The sequence below is a fragment of the [Actinomadura] parvosata subsp. kistnae genome (genome assembly GCF_900323885.1).
Classification (GTDB): domain Bacteria; phylum Actinomycetota; class Actinomycetes; order Streptosporangiales; family Streptosporangiaceae; genus Nonomuraea; species Nonomuraea composti.
Genome location: NZ_OOHJ01000033.1, coordinates 16,357 through 31,911 on the forward strand (window position 1 = coordinate 16,357; position 15,555 = coordinate 31,911).

General features: G+C 73.3%; 13 protein-coding genes and 1 pseudogene. 4 read left to right on the forward strand and 10 right to left on the reverse strand.

The genetic code is table 11. From position 1 onward, the window contains the following. The first annotated feature begins 57 nt into the window (after positions 1 to 57). Both KIS93_RS61310 and KIS93_RS61315 read left to right on the forward strand, forming a co-directional pair. Positions 58 to 1,296: a cytochrome P450 gene (locus tag KIS93_RS61310; protein ID WP_080038163.1), complete on the forward strand. Its 1,239-nt coding sequence runs from the start codon at positions 58 to 60 to the stop codon at positions 1,294 to 1,296. Beyond that, a complete protein-coding gene (locus KIS93_RS61315; protein WP_080038162.1) occupies positions 1,274 to 2,197 on the forward strand; it encodes an aldo/keto reductase in 924 nt (307 codons plus the stop codon). The genes KIS93_RS61310 and KIS93_RS61315 overlap by 23 nt, the downstream gene beginning before the upstream one ends. On the opposite strand, the gene KIS93_RS61320 is transcribed toward KIS93_RS61315, so the two are convergent. The 9 genes and pseudogenes from KIS93_RS61320 to KIS93_RS61355 form a co-directional block, all read right to left on the reverse strand. Next, complete coding sequence (locus KIS93_RS61320) at positions 2,172 to 2,927, reverse strand: hypothetical protein (RefSeq protein ID WP_155126903.1); 756 nt, start codon at positions 2,925 to 2,927, stop codon at positions 2,172 to 2,174. The genes KIS93_RS61315 and KIS93_RS61320 overlap by 26 nt on opposite strands. A gap of 126 nt (positions 2,928 to 3,053) precedes the next feature. Then, positions 3,054 to 3,494, reverse strand: a complete 441-nt coding sequence (locus tag KIS93_RS61325; RefSeq protein WP_080038160.1) for a DUF6578 domain-containing protein — start codon at positions 3,492 to 3,494, stop codon at positions 3,054 to 3,056. Between the two features lie 390 nt (positions 3,495 to 3,884). Beyond that, complete coding sequence (locus KIS93_RS61330; protein ID WP_186405163.1) at positions 3,885 to 5,198, reverse strand: fumarylacetoacetate hydrolase family protein; 1,314 nt, start codon at positions 5,196 to 5,198, stop codon at positions 3,885 to 3,887. A 13-nt stretch (positions 5,199 to 5,211) separates the two neighbouring features. Beyond that, a complete protein-coding gene (locus KIS93_RS64220) occupies positions 5,212 to 5,733 on the reverse strand; it encodes a VOC family protein (RefSeq protein WP_222108176.1) in 522 nt (173 codons plus the stop codon). Positions 5,734 to 5,849: 116 nt separating this feature from the next. Then, a pseudogene (locus KIS93_RS69485) lies at positions 5,850 to 6,143 on the reverse strand (VOC family protein); the annotation flags it as partial. Further along, positions 6,140 to 7,129 (reverse strand): amidohydrolase family protein, encoded by a 990-nt coding sequence (locus KIS93_RS61340; protein ID WP_080038156.1) that lies wholly within the window; start codon positions 7,127 to 7,129, stop codon positions 6,140 to 6,142. The pseudogene KIS93_RS69485 and the gene KIS93_RS61340, both read right to left, overlap by 4 nt. Continuing rightward, positions 7,126 to 8,238: an FAD-dependent monooxygenase gene (locus KIS93_RS61345; protein ID WP_080038155.1), complete on the reverse strand. Its 1,113-nt coding sequence runs from the start codon at positions 8,236 to 8,238 to the stop codon at positions 7,126 to 7,128. The genes KIS93_RS61340 and KIS93_RS61345 overlap by 4 nt, the downstream gene beginning before the upstream one ends. A 7-nt stretch (positions 8,239 to 8,245) precedes the next feature. Beyond that, on the reverse strand, positions 8,246 to 9,184 hold the full coding sequence (locus tag KIS93_RS61350) for a cyclase family protein (protein ID WP_080038154.1): 939 nt from the start codon (positions 9,182 to 9,184) through the stop codon (positions 8,246 to 8,248). Beyond that, positions 9,174 to 10,133, reverse strand: a complete 960-nt coding sequence (locus tag KIS93_RS61355) for a fumarylacetoacetate hydrolase family protein (protein ID WP_222108178.1) — start codon at positions 10,131 to 10,133, stop codon at positions 9,174 to 9,176. Before KIS93_RS61355 ends, KIS93_RS61350 begins: the two co-directional genes overlap by 11 nt. A gap of 99 nt (positions 10,134 to 10,232) precedes the next feature. On the opposite strand from KIS93_RS61355, the gene KIS93_RS61360 reads away from it, so the two are divergent. Further along, positions 10,233 to 11,135: a LysR family transcriptional regulator gene (locus KIS93_RS61360; RefSeq protein ID WP_080038153.1), complete on the forward strand. Its 903-nt coding sequence runs from the start codon at positions 10,233 to 10,235 to the stop codon at positions 11,133 to 11,135. Here the strand turns inward: KIS93_RS61360 and rph are convergent. Continuing rightward, positions 11,132 to 13,729, reverse strand: coding sequence for a rifamycin-inactivating phosphotransferase (rph, locus tag KIS93_RS61365; RefSeq protein ID WP_246005573.1), 2,598 nt, complete (start codon positions 13,727 to 13,729; stop codon positions 11,132 to 11,134). The genes KIS93_RS61360 and rph overlap by 4 nt on opposite strands. Positions 13,730 to 14,075: 346 nt before the next feature. Between rph and KIS93_RS61370 the strand changes: the two genes are divergently transcribed. Beyond that, positions 14,076 to 15,554, forward strand: a complete 1,479-nt coding sequence (locus tag KIS93_RS61370; RefSeq protein ID WP_155126897.1) for an alpha/beta hydrolase — start codon at positions 14,076 to 14,078, stop codon at positions 15,552 to 15,554. Position 15,555: the final 1 nt, after the last annotated feature.

The window sequence follows — 15,555 nt, forward strand, 5'->3', positions numbered from 1 at the left end:
TTGTCATGCATAATCCCCTTCGTTTGTGATCAACGGCGCGCAGGTGGGAGGCCACCCATGAGCGACGGCCAGCCATCGACAACCGACCCGCCCTTGGAAACCGACCGGATCACCCCCTTCGACCCGCCCGCCGGGCTGCGGCGCCGGGCCGCGCTCAGCAGGCTGGCCTACCCGGACGGGCACCGCGGATGGGTGGCCACCGGCTACGCCGTCACCCGCGCGATCCTGGCGGACCCGCGCTTCAGCACCCGGCGCGAGCTGCTGCACCAGCCGGTCGGCGGCGAGCGTGCCGTCGAGCCTCTGGAGCCCGCCGAGCCCGGCATCTTCCCGCACATGGACCCGCCGGAGCACACGCGGTTCCGCCGCCTGCTGAGCCACCATTTCGGGCCGCGCCGCGTCACCGAGCTGATCCCGGCGATCGAGCGGTACACGGCACAGGCGCTCGACGCCATGGCGGCCCGCACCGGGCCGGTCGACCTCGTCACCGCGTTCGCCATGCCGGTCCCGGCGCTCGTCATCTGCGAGCTGCTGGGCGTCCCGGCGGACGGACGGGGCCGGATCCAGGCCGCCACCGCCGTCATGAACGACCTCGACTCCCGCCCGGAGCAGGTGTTCGAGGCCGTCACGACCATCACGGCGACGGTCCGGGACGTCCTCGCGGACCCGCCGGAGGGCGGGCTGCTGGCGCACGCCGCCGCGACCGGCGACCTGACCGGCGAGGAGCTCACGAACCTCGGCATGGTGCTGCTGGCCACCGGCCACCTGCCCACGTCGAGCATGCTCGCGCTCGGGGCGTTCGTGCTGCTGACCGACCCCGCCCAGCGGGCCCTGCTGCCCGCGCACCCGCACGAGGCGGTCGAGGAGCTGCTGCGCTACCTGTCGATCCTCCAGTTCGACGTACGGCGCACCGCTCTGGTGGACGTCGAGCTGGACGGCCACGTCATCGCGGCCGGCGAGACCGTGGTGCTGTCGCTGCCGGTGGCCAACCGGGATCCCGGCCGCTTCCCCGACCCCGACCGCCTGGACGTCACCCGCTCCGCGACCGGCCACCTGGCCTTCGGGCACGGCGTCCACCACTGCCTGGGGCAGCACCTGGCCCGGGCGGAGCTGCGGATCGGCCTGACCGCGCTGTTCGAGCGCTTCCCCGACCTGCGTCTGGCCGTTCCGGCAGCCGAGGTGCCCACCCGCGACCGCATGGCGGTGTACGGGGTGGACCGGCTGCCGGTCACCTGGGGCCCCGGCCCCGCCGATCAGCCGAGAGAGGTTCCCGATCATGCGATACAGGACACTGGGTGACTCGGACCTGCGCACGTCGGTCGTCGGGCTGGGCTGCAACCGCGTCGGCGCGGGCGTCGACCTGGCCCGCACCAGGGCGATGGTGGACGCGGCGATCGACGCCGGCATCACGCTCATCGACACCGCCGAGTCGTACGGCGAGCCCGCCGGCGCCTCCGAGGAGCTGCTCGGCCAGGCGCTGGCCGGCCGCCGCGACCGGGTGCTGCTGGCCACCAAGTTCGGCGGCCCGGTCAGGGACGCGGCGGGCAGCCGGGCCGGCGTCCGGCAGGCGGTGGAGGGGTCGCTGCGGCGGCTGCGCACCGACCACCTCGACCTGTACCAGTACCACGTGCCGGACGGCGTCACCCCGATCGAGGAGACGCTGTCCGCCCTGACCGAGCTGGTCCGCGAGGGCAAGGTGCGCTACGTCGGCAGCTCGAACGTCTCCGGGGAGCAGATCGGGGAGGCCGCGCAGGCGGCCAGGGCGGGCGGCCTCGTGCCGTTCGTCTCGACGCAGACCCACTGGTCGCTGCTGGAGCGGGACGCCGAGCGCGAGGTGGTGCCGGCGGCCCTGCGGCACGGCGTCGGCGTCCTGCCCTACTTCCCGCTGGCGCACGGGCTGCTGACCGGCAAGGCGCGGCGCGGGCAGGAGCCGCCCGCCGGGTCGCGGATCGCGCGGCTGCCCCACCTCCGCACGCCGGAGCGGCTGGACCGGGTGGAGGCGCTGGCGACGTGGGCGGCCGAGCACGGCCGTTCCCTGCTGGAGGTGGCCATCGGCGCGCTGGCCGCGCTGCCGGGCTGCGGGTCGGTGATCGCCGGCGCGACCGGCCCGGAGCAGGTGCTCGCCAACGCGGCCGCCGGCGACTGGGAGCCGACCGCCGAGGAGCTGGCGCAGATCACCGCCCTGGTGCCGCCCGGCTGAGCGAGCGCCGCCAGTCGTTCAGGAACGGCCATTTCACGTCGAGCCGTACCAGCTCGATGACGCGGCGGTCGTCGAAGATGACGCGCTCGTTGCCCTTGTAGTAGCTGAACTTCGGCGCGTTCTTCTCGAACTCCAGCGAGATGTCGTCCACGTCGGCGCGGAACCGCGCGGGCAGGAAGGCCGAGCCGTACAGCGGCAGGGACGGGATCTCGAAGTCCTTGGCGAACAGCGGCGTGGCGGACCCGCCGCGCACCCCGAGGTGCTGGATCTGCGCGGAGCCGCCGACGTTGACGTCGGTCAGGCCGTCGTACGGCAGCGGGAGCCGGAAGGGGCCGCTGACGAGGCCGCCGTCCTCGAAGGTGATCGCCTGGGTGCCCTTCGTCCAGGTGTGCCGCCAGCGGAAGCCGGGGCCGCTGAAGGCGATCGCGGCCGTGTCGACGTCACGGGTGAACCGCTTCGGCAGGAACGGCCACTTCTTCCTGATGGGCGCGGGCCCTTCGACGAGGCCGCGGTCGGTGAAGATGGCGTACTGGTCGCCGATCAGCGCCATGTGCTTCCACGCCTTGCGCTCGTTCACCGTCGTGACCGCGTCGAAGGACCGCAGCGCCGCCGCGGCCGGTCCCGGCTCGCCCGCCCGCCCGGCGGCGGTCGCGGAGGCGGGCGCGACCGCCGCGCCGAGCGCGATCACGGCGACCACCAGCCACCAGAGGTTTGTACGTTTCGTGCGCATGCTCCGCTCCGTTCACCTGTTGCTCGAAGGTCACGAACGGTTCGCACACGGGACGGCGGCGGATGAACGGCGGCGGGTGAACGGCCGTGGATGAACGGCGGTGGATGAACGGCGGGGCGGGACCGGCTACCGGCCCGGCTCCCTGGCGGCGCCCAACGGGTCGCCGGCTGACTTGTCGAGCGCGGCCAGGGTCACGACGTACCCGATGAACTCCAGCTCCCCGTCGTTCTTCTCCCACCCGTCGGCGCTGGTGCGCGGGGAGAGCACGCCTCCGACCGGGTGCCGGGCGTCGCCGCCGGGCAGGGGCTCCATCCGGGCGTGGGCCGCCGAGATGTGCGTGACCTCCGCCTCGATGCTCAGCTGGTCGGGGGACGGGTCGCTGTGGTGCTCCTCGCTCCACTCGATCGTGGCGGCGGTCTTCTCCCCCAGGGCGTTGGCCAGCCAGTCGCGGTCGGCCGGGACGAGGGTCCAGGAGACCGTGGCGCCGACGCGGAAGGGCTCGCCGCAGCATTGCAGCTGCCAGTCGTCCACCCAGACGTTCCATCTCACCCCGCCGGTCTTGCCCATCCCACGAACGCTCCAACCGCGACCCCGCCCACCCGGCCGCATGGGAACGAGCCGTCCACGAACGGCCTAGGAGCCGCCCAAGGCCGGGCCGGCCCGCAGGAAGGCGCCGATACGCTGCGCGCACGCGTACGGATCGAGCGCATCAGGGGGCAGGACATGCGCAAGAAGGTTGGGCGGGGCCGCAGACGAGTGTCCGCGAAGACCCTGCTACTGGCAGGCGCGGCCGTCGCCGCCGTGGCGACCGCGCTGGTCGTGGGAAGCGGGGGCGGACCGGGCCCGTCCACCGCCGGCCGGAACGCCTCGCCGCAGGGCACGGCCGCCGCTCAGCAGGAGGACGCGCCGGCCGCCGCCCAGCTGTGGGGCAAACCGGACACCGCAGCAGCGTCGTCCTCACTCGGCACGGCGGCCCTTCCCGGCGGCAAGACCGCAGGACAGAGCAGCGGCGCGACCCGGGTGGGCGCGGACGCCGGCGTCGTCGAGCCGCGCACCCACCGCGAACCCGCCCGGCCCCGCCCCGCACCCGGCACCGCCCCGCCGCTGCCCCCGCCACTGGGAACGTGAGCGACATTGCGAAGGAGCGGCACCGTCCCCGAGGCCCGAAACACCGGCCGGACACTCCTTCCTCCCACACGCCCGCATCGCCGCCCGGCCGCCAGCAGGGCACGTCGCTGCTCGGCATGCAGTGCGACCAGATGTTCCCGCCGTCCCGGCAGGAGTTCCGGGTCCGCAACGTCGCCTGCCACCGCCTCCTGGGCTGATCTCGCGAGGACGGGCGGGGTCAGGGCCGGTGCCGGGGCGGCGGCGGGCTCTGGGGAGGGGCAGCGGGGCCGTCCCTTCGACGACGGTGTTGCGGATGGTGCCGATGCCCTCGACGGTGAGCTCCACCACGTCCCCCGGCCGCAGCGGCGGCGGGTCCTGCTCGCCGTGCAGGCCCCACAGCTCGGCCAGGCAACCGCCGTTGCCGCAGGTGCCGGAGGCGAGCACGTCTCCGGGGCGGACGCGGGTGCCGCGCGAGGCGTAGGCGACCAGCTCCTCGAACGTCCAGCTCATGTTGGACAGCAGGTCGCGGCCGAGCTCCGTGCCGTTGACGCGCGCCGACAGGGCCAGGCGCAGGAAGCCGTCGGCGTCCCGGTACGGCTCCAGTTCGTCGGCCGTCACCAGCCACGGGCCGAGGGTGGTGGCGGTGTCCTTGCCCTTGGCGGGGCCGAGGCCGACCCGCATCTCGCGGGACTGCAGGTCGCGGGCGGACCAGTCGTTGAAGATGGTGTAGCCGAGTATGTGGTCGCGGGCCTGCTCCGGGGTGAGGTCGGCGCCCTCCTTACCGATGACGGCGGCGACCTCCAGCTCGAAGTCGAAGGTGTGGCAGCCGGGCGGGATCGGCACGTCGTCGTGGGCGCCGATCATGGCGTGCGGGTTGGTGAAGTAGAAGGCGGGGGCGTCGTACCAGGCGTCGGGGACGCCGCCGCGGCCCTCCACGCTCCTGCGCACCCCTTCAACGTGCTCCTCGAAGGCGACGAAGTCCCGCACGGAGGCCGGCTGGACCGCGGGGAGGAGCCGCACCTCCGCCAGCGGGATCGGCTCGCCGGTGCGCACGTCGCCGGGGATGCCGAGCGGACCGGCGTTCTCGGGCAGGGGCCGCACCACCCCGTCCTCGACGAGGCCGGAGCGGGTGCGGCCGTCGTGGGTGTAGGTCACGATCTTCATCAGACGGGCCCCATCAGACCGGCGGGGCGACGAACACGCCGCGGTCGACGTCGTTGAACGACTCCTTGGCGATCAGCTCGTTCATGGGGTTGGCGGTGCCCCACTGGTCGGTGACCTCGGGCTGGGAGAAGTCGTGGACGTGGGGGTGCCAGGTGTCCTCGTCGAGCTCCTCCAGCTCGGTGGTGTATTCGACGGTGTTGCCGTGCGGGTCCAGGAAGTAGGAGAACGTGTTGTCGCCGGCGAGGTGGCGGCCGGGTCCCCAGATCATGCGGACGCCGGCGCGCAGCAGCCGGCCGGTGCCGTACATGTACTCGTCGAGGCCGCGCAGCTCGAAGCTGATGTGGTGCAGGGAGGTGTGCGGGCCGCGGGCGATGGCCATGCTGTGGTGCTGCGGGTTGCAGCGCATGAAGTGCATGACCTGGCCCATGCGGGGGTGGGCGAGGGTGTCGGACAGGGCGAAGCCGAGGTGGGTCTCGTACCAGGTGCGGGTGGCGTCGATGTCGGGCGCGTTGAGCACGACGTGCGACAGCCGCACGGGACGGACTCCTTGGCCTCCAGCTTGCGGTGCTTGCGGACGGCGACGTCGGCGGAGACCTCGACGGTGCGGCCGTCGAGGTCGAAGAAGCGGAAGCCGTACCCGCCGCCGGGCGTGTCGAGCTTGCCCGGCTCGGAGATCAGCCGGACGTCGGCGGCGCGCAGCCGCTCGGCCAGGGCGTCCACGTCGCTCTCCGAGGCGGCGCCGAAGGAGATCAGGTCGAGCCGCTTCTCGGCCGCCTTGCGCAGCCGGACGACGTACTGCTCGGGTGAGCCCTCGGCGGCCAGGAAGCTGATGCCGCTGTCGCTCGCGACCTCGGTCAGGCCCCAGACGCCGGCGTAGAAGTCGCGTTGCTTGTCGTAGTCGGGCACGGCCAGGTCCACGTGCCGCAGGTGGGTGATGAGTCTCATGAGGGATCCTTCAGGTCGAACAGCCGGACGGCATTGCCGCCCCGGATGGAGGTGTCCGCGAGCCCGGCCGCGCGCAGGGCGGCGAGCGGGTCGGGGTCACCCATGTCGAAGGGGAAGTCGGAGCCGAGCAGCACCCGCTCGGGCCCGGCGACGCGGACCAGCTCGCGCAGGGCGGCCGGGTCGTGGGTGAGGGAGTCGAAGTGCAGCTCGCGCAGGTAACTGCTCGGCTCGCGGGCGCAGGTGCGGGCGTCGGGCCGCACCCGCCAGCCGTGGTCGGCCCGTCCGAGGTGGTACGGCAGGTAGCCGCCGCCGTGCGCGGCCAGCAGCCGCAGCCCCGGATGCCGGTCGAGGACGCCCGCGAAGATCAGGTGGGACAGCGCGACCGCGTTCTCGACGGGCTGGCCGACGAGGTTGGACAGGTAGAAGCGGTCGAGGCGCTCGTCGAGCGTGCAGCCGAACGGGTGCAGGAAGATGACCGCGCCGGTCGCGGCGGCGTGCGCCCAGAACGGCTCGTAGGCGGGGTCGGACAGCTCGCGGCCGGGGGCGTGCGAGGAGATCTCCACGCCTTTCAGCCCGAGGGCGAGCGCGTCGTCGAGGGCGCCGGGCAGCAGCGAGGGGTGCTGGAGCGGGGCCAGGCCCAGGCCGTACAGCCGGTCGGGCGCCTGGGCGACGTGCGCGGCGACGCCCTCGGCGGCCAGGCGGCACACGTCCGCGGCGAGTTCCGGGCCGGCCCAGTAGTGGTAGTGGGAGGGGGACGGGCTGACGATCTGCACGTCCACCCCGGCCTCGTCCATCGCCGCCAGCCGGTCGGCGGCCCGGGTGAGCAGGCCGATCCGCGCGCCGATCATCGCGCCGGACACGGCGAGCGCGTCGGGGCCGTTGCGGCGGGCGTCCAGCTCCCGGTGGGCCGCGAGCCCCGGCTGCCCGGCCACCGCCTGCTCGATCTCGGGCAGCAGGACGTGCGCGTGCACATCAACGGTGATCATGGGCGCTCGCTCACCATCGCGGCGATCCGGCCCATCAGCCCGGGAAGGTCGGCGTCGCGCACCCCGTCGAGCTGCCACCGGGCGAGCTGCACCGACGCCTCCACGACGGCCTTGACCCGGTCGTGGCGGCGGTCCATGAACGTCTCGAACAGGTCCTGGTCGAGGCGGTCGGCGGCGAGCAGCAGCTCGGCCAGGACGGCGGCGTCCTCCAGGCACTGGGCGGCGCCCTGCGCGAGGGTGGGCGGGCAGGCGTGCGCGGCGTCGCCGATCAGGACGGCGTTGCCGCGGTTCCACGGCCGCTCCACCAGCAGCGACTCGAACCAGGTGTAGTTGATCCGGGCCGGGTCGGTGATGTCGGCGCGGATCTCGTCCCAGGCGCCGCCGTAGCCTTCGGCCAGCGCGCGCATGTGGGCGGCCTTGTCGCCGACGGCCTCGCGCGGGCGGGCCTTCTCGACGAGGTAGGCGTACATGGTGTCGGCGCCGGTCGGGCAGTAGCCGGCGATGAAGCAGGGGCCGCCGTAGATCAGGTCGGTGCGTTCGACGTCCTTGGGGCGGCGGGTGTGGACGCGCCAGATGCCCATGCCGACCGGCTTGGGCGCGGCCTCGACGCCGATCAGGCGGCGGACGTGCGAGCGGATGCCGTCGGCGCCCACCACCAGGTCGAAATCTGCGGTGGTGCCGTCGGAGAAGGTGACCGCGCCGCTGCCGGACACGGCGTCCACCGTCAGGCCGTAGCGGACGCGCGCTCCGGCGTCGCGCACGGCGGCGGCCAGGATCGCGGCCAGCTCGGGGCGGTTCATGCCGACGGTGGCGGGCAGGTCGGGGCCGCCGGTGCGGGCGTCGGGGATCTCGGCGAGCAGGCTCCCGTCGGGCGCGCGCAGCCCGAGCGTGCCGAACGCGAACCCGGCGGAGCTGACCTGCTCCCACACGCCGAGGTCGCGCAGCACCCGCAGCGCGTTGCCCTGGAGCGTGATGCCGGAGCCGAGGGTGGTGGGGGCGGGCTCGATCTCGGCGACGGTCACGGTGACGCCGGCGCGGGCGAGCAGGATCGCCAGGGCGGAGCCGGCGGTGCCGGCGCCGACGATCAGGACGTTCCCGACTGCTGTCATGGGGGGCTCACTTGATGGCGAGGGGGTTGACGGGGGATCCGACCGCGCCGGTGACCGGCAGCGGAGCGGCGGTGAGGAAGAACTCGTACACGCCGTCGGCTGCGCAGTCGGCGGCCAGGGCGTCCAGGTCCCACATCTCGCCGACGAGCAGGCCGAGGTGCGGGATGACGACCTGGTGCAGGGGCTGGAACGCGTTGTCGAACTCGTTGGGGCGCACCTCGAAGCCCCACGTGTCGGTGGCGATGGCGGCGAGCTCGGTGCGGTGCAGCCAGCCGGCCGTCCAGAACGACAGGCCGGGCGAGGGGCCGCCGGCGTAGTCGCCCCAGCCGTCCCGCTTGGCCCTGGCCAGCCGGCCGGTGCGCACGCACACGAGGTCACCGCGGCGGACCTCGACGCCGTGCGCCTCGGCGGTGGCGGTCAGGTGCTCCTCGGTGATGGCGAAGCCGTCGGGCAGTTCCCCGTACACCGCCGCCACGTCCAGCAGCACGCCGCGGCCCGCCACCGGGGCGGCCAGGTGCTCGATGCCGGTCACCCGGTCGCCCTCGCTGGTGACGACCCGGTCCGCGGGCCGGCCGTTCCAGGCGCGGCCGTGGTCGAAGATGTGGCCGAGACCGTCCCACTGGGTGGAGCACTGCAGCGGCATCGCGATCACGTCGTCCGCGCCGCCGAACCCGTGCGGGAAGCCCTGGTTCCCGTGCACGGCGTCCAGGCCGGTGTCGGTCATGGTGTGCACCGGGTTGGTACGGCGCCGCCAGCCCTTCTGCGGGCCGTCGGTGTCGAACCTCTGGGAGAGCGAGAACGACGCGCCGCGCCGGACCAGGCGGGCGGCGGCGGCTCTGGTGGCCTCGTCGATGAAGTTCACGGTGCCGAGGACGTCGTCCTCGCCCCAGCGGCCCCAGTTGGAGTACTTCGCCGCGGCTTCGGCGATGGCCTGCTCAGCGTTCATCGCGGCACCGGTTCCGCTGCGTGCCGAGCCCGGTGATCGTGCCCTCCATGACGTCGCCGTCGCGCAGCAGCCGCCCGTGGTGCAGGCCGTTGCCGGCCGGGCTGCCGGTCAGGACGAGGTCGCCGGGCAGCAGCTCGACGGTCTGCGACACGTACGACACCAGCCGGGCCACCCCGAAGATCATGTCCTTGGTGGACTCGTCCTGCATGACCTCGCCGTTCAGCTTGAGCGTAACCCGCAGCTCGCCGGGGTCGAGGAAGGCGGCCGGCACCAGGTACGGGCCGAGCGGCGTGAACGTCGGCGCGTTCTTGGCGCGCAGCCAGTCGGTGCCGATCTCCGGCATGTCCCGCCGGAAGACCACCTCGCGCGCGGTGACGTCGTTGGCGATGGTGTAGGCGGCGACATGTTCAAGTGCTTTATCGGGATTTATCCGGAACGCCGGGCGGCCGATCACCGCCGCCAGCTCCAGCTCCCAGTCCGGCTTCGTGCACCACGACGGGATCACCACGTCGTCGTACGGGCCGGTGACCGACGACGGCAGCCCGATGAACACGTACGGCTGGTCCTCGGCCGCCCGCCGGTCCATCATCGCCGCCACCTCGGCCCGCACCTGCTCGGCCGGTCGGCCGCCGGCGGGCTCGTGCGCCACGGCCAGGTCGATGACGTGGGTGCGGTAGTTGGCGCCGGACTGGAAGATCTGCCGGGGCTCGACGGGCGCGTGCACCCGCAGCTCCGCCACCGGCCGCCACTCCCCCGCCGGCGCGGCGGCGGCCTCGCGCAGCAGCGGCAGGACGTCGTCCCAGCGCTCCAGCAGCGCCCGCGTCGTGGGCGCGTGGGCGCTCAGGTCGAGGACCCGGCCGCCGGCGACGAGGCCGGGGAAGGCGGGGCCGGCGCCGGACGAGAACGTGCCGAGCGCGAACGGGCCGGCGAGGGACGGGGATGTTTCCACGAGGTTTCCTCCGAATGCGTCGCCCCTAACCTTGAAGCATCCGAAAGGATCTGGGAAATCGATTCTCTGGATCGCTACCATCCATCGCATGGATGCCGCATGAACCTCGCCAGCCTCGACCTCAACCTGCTCGTCGCCCTACGCGCGCTGCTGGAGGAGCGCAACGTCACCAGGGCGGGCCTGCGCGTCGGCCTGAGCCAGCCCGCGATGAGCGCCGCCCTGGCCCGGCTCCGCCACCACTTCTCCGACCAGCTCCTCGTGCGGCAGGGCAGCCGCTACGAGCTGACGCCGCTCGGCACCGCCCTGCTCGCCCCGGCCGCGACCGCCTCGGCGATGCTGGAGCGGCTGTTCGCCAGCCGCGCCGACTTCCATCCGGCCACCGAGCAGCACGAGTTCACCCTGCTGTCCTCCGACTACGGCATCGCCGTCTTCGGCGTCCGGCTGGCCCGCCTCCTGCACCGCGAGGCGCCGGGCGTGCGGCTGCACTTCCGGCACGTCACGCCCGAGATCGTCGAGCACGCCGGCACGGCGCTCAGCGGCGTCGACGGCATGCTCATGCCGCACGGCGTCGTCAGCGACCTGCCCGCCGTGGAGCTGTACCGCGACGAGTGGGTGTGCCTGGTCGCCGACGACCATCCGGAGGTGGGCGAGCGGCTGACCATGGACGACCTGGCCCGGCTGCCCTGGGTGATCTACCAGCGGCCGTTCGACGCGCCCGTCACCCGCCAGCTCACCATGCTCGGCCTCGACCCGTACGTGGACGTGACCGTGCAGAGCTTCCAGCTCCTGCCGGCGCTCGTGGCCGGCACCCGGCGGGTGGCGATGATCCAGCGCCGGCTGGCCGGCCTGCTGCGCGACCTCGCCCCGGTACGCGTGCTGCCCTGCCCGTTCGAGGCCGTCAGCCTGCGCGAGGCCCTGTGGTGGCACCCGGTGCACACCCACGACGCGGCCCACGTGTGGCTGCGCGAGACGGCCGCCCGCGTGGCCGCGGACCTGCTCTAGTCCAGCAGCTCGACGTATCCGTCGGTGCCGTGGACGCGGATCCGCTGCCCGTCCCTGATCCGCCGGGTGGCCCGCTCCACCCCGACGACGGCCGGCAGCCCGTACTCCCGCGCGATCACCGCCCCGTGCGTCATGAGCCCGCCGACCTCCGTCACCAGCCCGGCGACGGTGACGAACAGCGGGGTCCAGCTCGGGTCGGTGAAGGCGGTGACCAGGATGTCGCCGGCTTCGAGGTCGGCGCGCGCCATGTCGGTGACGACCCGGGCGCGGCCCTCGACGGTGCCGGCCGAGACCGGCAGGCCGGCCAGCGCGCCGGACGGGATGCCGGCCCGCCGGTGCAGGCCGTTGATGGCCTCGCCGTCGGAGGTGAGGACCCGGGGCGGGGTGAGCGCCTCGTACGAGCGGAACGCCGCCCGCCGCTCCCGGACGAGGCCGGGGTCGGCGGCGCCGGTGCGCGCGACCTCGTGCAGCTCGTCGAAGCGCAGGAAGAAGATGTCGTCCTCGGCGCTCAGGACGCCGTCGCGGACGAGCCGGCCGGCCTCGCGCAGCAACGCCTGCTTGTAGACGAAGTAGCGGGTGATCATGCTGTACTTCGGGTACTCGCGGTATCCGGCGAACGTGCGGACGCGGTCGATCATCCGCTTGGTCTCCTCCGCCTTGCTCTCCCCGTCGGGCAGGTCGCGCAGGCGCGCCAGCAGCTCCCGCTCCCGGCGCCGCGACTCCTGGAGCCCCTGCTCGAAGTGCCGCTTGCCGGCGCCCGGCTCGAAGTTCCTGACGTTGGCCAGGATGACGGGCACGAGCATGGCGGGGCGCTCGCTCCAGCGCGTCCGGGTGATGTCGATCTCGCCGGGGCAGCGCATGCCATACCGGTCGAGGAAGCCCCGGATGGCGTCGCGCGCCTGCGTGCCGCCGGGCAGCCCGGCCAGCTCGCCGAGGAAGCCGTCGCCGTCGCGGCCCTCGTCCGCGACCCGCTGCAGGAACGCCACCACCTCCGGGTGCGGGCGGACGGCGTCGGCCACGTCGAGCAGCGCCAGCCCCATCTCGGAGGTGACGTTGTGCGGGACGGACTGGGTGAGCGCGTCGGCCGCGTTCTTCTCGCCCAGCCACTCCTCCAGGTGCTCGTTGAGCCAGGAGGCCGCGTTCATCGACGCCATGATCACCGGGAGGCTGCGCGGGTCGCGCATGACCCGCTTCAGCTCCGTGAGGTCGTTCAGGATGAAGTCGAACAGGGCCGGCCCGGACACCCCCTGGATGTCGTGCCGCAGCCGGGCGACGGACTCCTCGTGCTGCCTGATCAGCTCGGTGACGATGGCCGGGTCCGTCTCGATCGGGGCGGGCGGGTCGAAGACGGGCGGCGTGCCGGCGCCCTCGGCGGGGGAGGCGAGGGCGAGGTCGCCGCGGTCGAGCAGGGTCCGCAGCGCGTCGCCGACCAGCGGGTCGGACTTGCCGAGCATCCCGAAGATGCCCGCCCGGCCCGCCGGGGTGGCCAGCATGGGGGCCACGTCCACCCACAGCCGCCCGCCCGCCTCGTACATCGGGCGCGGGGTCGTGAGCTGCCACACCGACAGGCCCAGCGGCTTCATCGCGTCCGTCATCATCTGCTGGTGGCCGACGGAGACGAAGATGTGGTCGTCCTGGTCGGCGGTCTCCGGGACGGGGAACAGGGTGGTGATCGGCCGGCTCTGCACGATGAAGAAGTCGTCGCCCGCCAGGCACCATTCGATGTCCTGGGGGCGGCCGAAGTGCGCCTCGACGCGGCGGCCCAGCCGTACCAGGCGCACGGCCTGCTCGTCGGTCAGCACGCGCCGGGTGCGGCGCTCCGGCTCGACCGGCGCCTCCTGGGTGCCGCCCTCGGGGGACGCCTGGAACAGCCGCGTCTTGGTGGCGACCGTCGCGGTGAGCACCCGGTCGTCGCGCACCGTGTAGACGTCGGCGGGCACCAGGCCGGAGACCAGCGCCTCACCGAGCCCCCAGCCGGCCTCCACCGTGGCGACCTTCCTGTTCGAGGTCACGGGGTCGGCGGTGAACAGGATCCCGGCCGCATCCGGGAACACCATCCGCTGCACGACCACGGCCATCCGCACCTTGCGGTGGTCGAAGCCCTGCCGGCACCGGTACGTCACGGCCCGCTCGGTGAACAGCGAGGCCCAGCACCGGCGGACGTGCCGCAGGACCTCGGGCAGGCCCGCCACGTTCAGGTACGAGTCCTGCTGGCCGGCGAAGGACGCCGTCGGCAGGTCCTCGGCCGTCGCGCTGGAGCGCACCGCGTACGGGCCCTGCTCGCCGAGCCGGTCGAGCGCCTCCCCGATCGCCGCCGCCACCTCGCCCGGGATCTCGGTGCCCTCGACGAGGTCGCGGATGCCGGCGCTGAGGGTGCGGATCGTCGCGTGATCGTCGGGCTGCACGCCCGCCAGCAGGTCGAGCTGGGAGTCGATCGCGGGCACCTCGTCCATGAACCGCCGGAACGCGTCCGTCGTGACGCAGAAGCCGTCCGGCACGCGCAGGCCGTCGAGCCGCGACAGCTCACCCAGGTTCGCCCCCTTGCCGCCGACGTCCGCGACGTTCGCCGAGTCGATCCGCTCGAAACCCATCACGTAACCCAAGGCCGTTGCCCCCATCCTTCGTCGGGTCGGTTCGCAACGGGCAAGTATGAACCACTTTTTCGCGCCTCATGAGGCCGCCGGATCTGCTATACAGTGAAAGTGGCGGGGTGGTGTGCCCACGTGTCCGATCCGTGGCCCCCTCGCGTTCCTCCGGCCGTTGCGCTCGCGAAGCTGCGGCGCGCGGCTCCGCCCGCCCCAGCCGTGAAAGACGTCCTTGCCTGGGGTCTCCCCTCTCCGGCCAGGTGCTGGTGCGGACGGTTATGGCCCGGTTATGCGGGTCACTGAATGATCTTTTCGGGCGCCGTGCCCCACCTCATGGCCGACCACGAAGGATCATATGAACAAGCACGTCCTGCTCGCCGCCGTCGCCTCCCTGGGCATCAGCCTGACCTCAGGAGGCGTCGCCAGTGCTGCCGCTCCCCCGCCAACGATCACGTGGGCGCCGTGCCCCGAGGACACGACCGCCGAATGCGGGACGCTGAAGGTGCCCGTCGACTGGGACGCCCCCGGCGGCGCCACCATCGACCTGGCGGTGGCCCGGCGCAAGGCCGCCGGCCCGGCAGCCCGGGTCGGCTCCTTGGTCGTCAACCCCGGCGGGCCGGGCGCCTCGGGGGTCGACTTCGTGGTGCACGGCAGCGGCTACTTCAGCGCCGAGCTGCGCGGCCGTTTCGACGTCGTCGGGTTCGACCCGCGCGGCGTGGGACGCAGCCACCCGGTGGTCTGCTCGGCGGCGCTGGTGCGCGAACGTCCGCACCCGTTCATCGAGAACCAGACCGACATGGACGCCTGGGTGTCGTTCAACCAGCGGCTGCGGCAGGACTGCCGGGCGCGCACCGGGCCGCTGTACGACCACGTCAGCTCCCTCGACGTCGCCCGTGACGTGGACGCGCTCCGGGCGGCACTGGGCGAGGCCAAGCTCACCTACTACGGCGTCTCCCACGGCACCCTGATCGGCCAGGCGTACGCCGAGCGCTTCCCCGGCAAGGTCAGGGCGCTCGTGCTCGACTCCAACTTCGACCACAGCGTGGACACCGCCACCTACCTGAACACCACGGCCGCCCATGCGGCGGGGGCGTTCGACCAGTTCGTCCTGTGGTGTGAGGCGACGACGTCGTGCGCGCTGCACGGCCACGACATCCGGGCGTTCTGGAAGAGGCTGCTCGACCGGGCCGACCGCGGGGAGCTGCACGAGCCGGGCCTGCCGGATGTGCCCATGGGCGCCTACGAGCTGGTGAACACCGCGTTCGCCGGGCTCTACAACCCGAACTGGGCGGAACTCGCCCAGTTGCTGCAGGCCATCGACACCGGTGGCCCCGGCCCTGCGGCGAGCGCCCAGAAAGACGAGGAGGTGCCGGTCAGTACGCCGGTGTTCTGCCAGGACTTCCATCTGCCGGTCGCCGGCTACGCGCAGTACGCCTCGCTCCTGCGCCGGCAGGCGCCGCCGGCCAGGGACATGAGGTACAGCCCGCCCGCGCTCGGCCGGATCGCCGGTTGCCTGGGGCAGCCCACGCCCATCCCCAACCCGCAGCACCGGCTGCGGGTGGACGCCACCCCGCCCATCCTGCTGGCCTCCTCGCTCAACGACCCCGCCACCGGCTACCTGTGGACGCTCAGCACGGCCGAGCAGATCGGCGCCGAGGCCCGCGTGCTCACCTACGAGGGCTCGGGACACGGCGTGTACGGCCGGAGCGACTGCACCACCGGCGCGATCGACCGCTACCTGATCGCGCAGTCGATCCCCGCCCACGGGGTGCGCTGCCCGGAGGTGCGGCCCCCGCTCCTCGCCCCGAAGAGCGAGCTCGCGAACGGGACCTGAG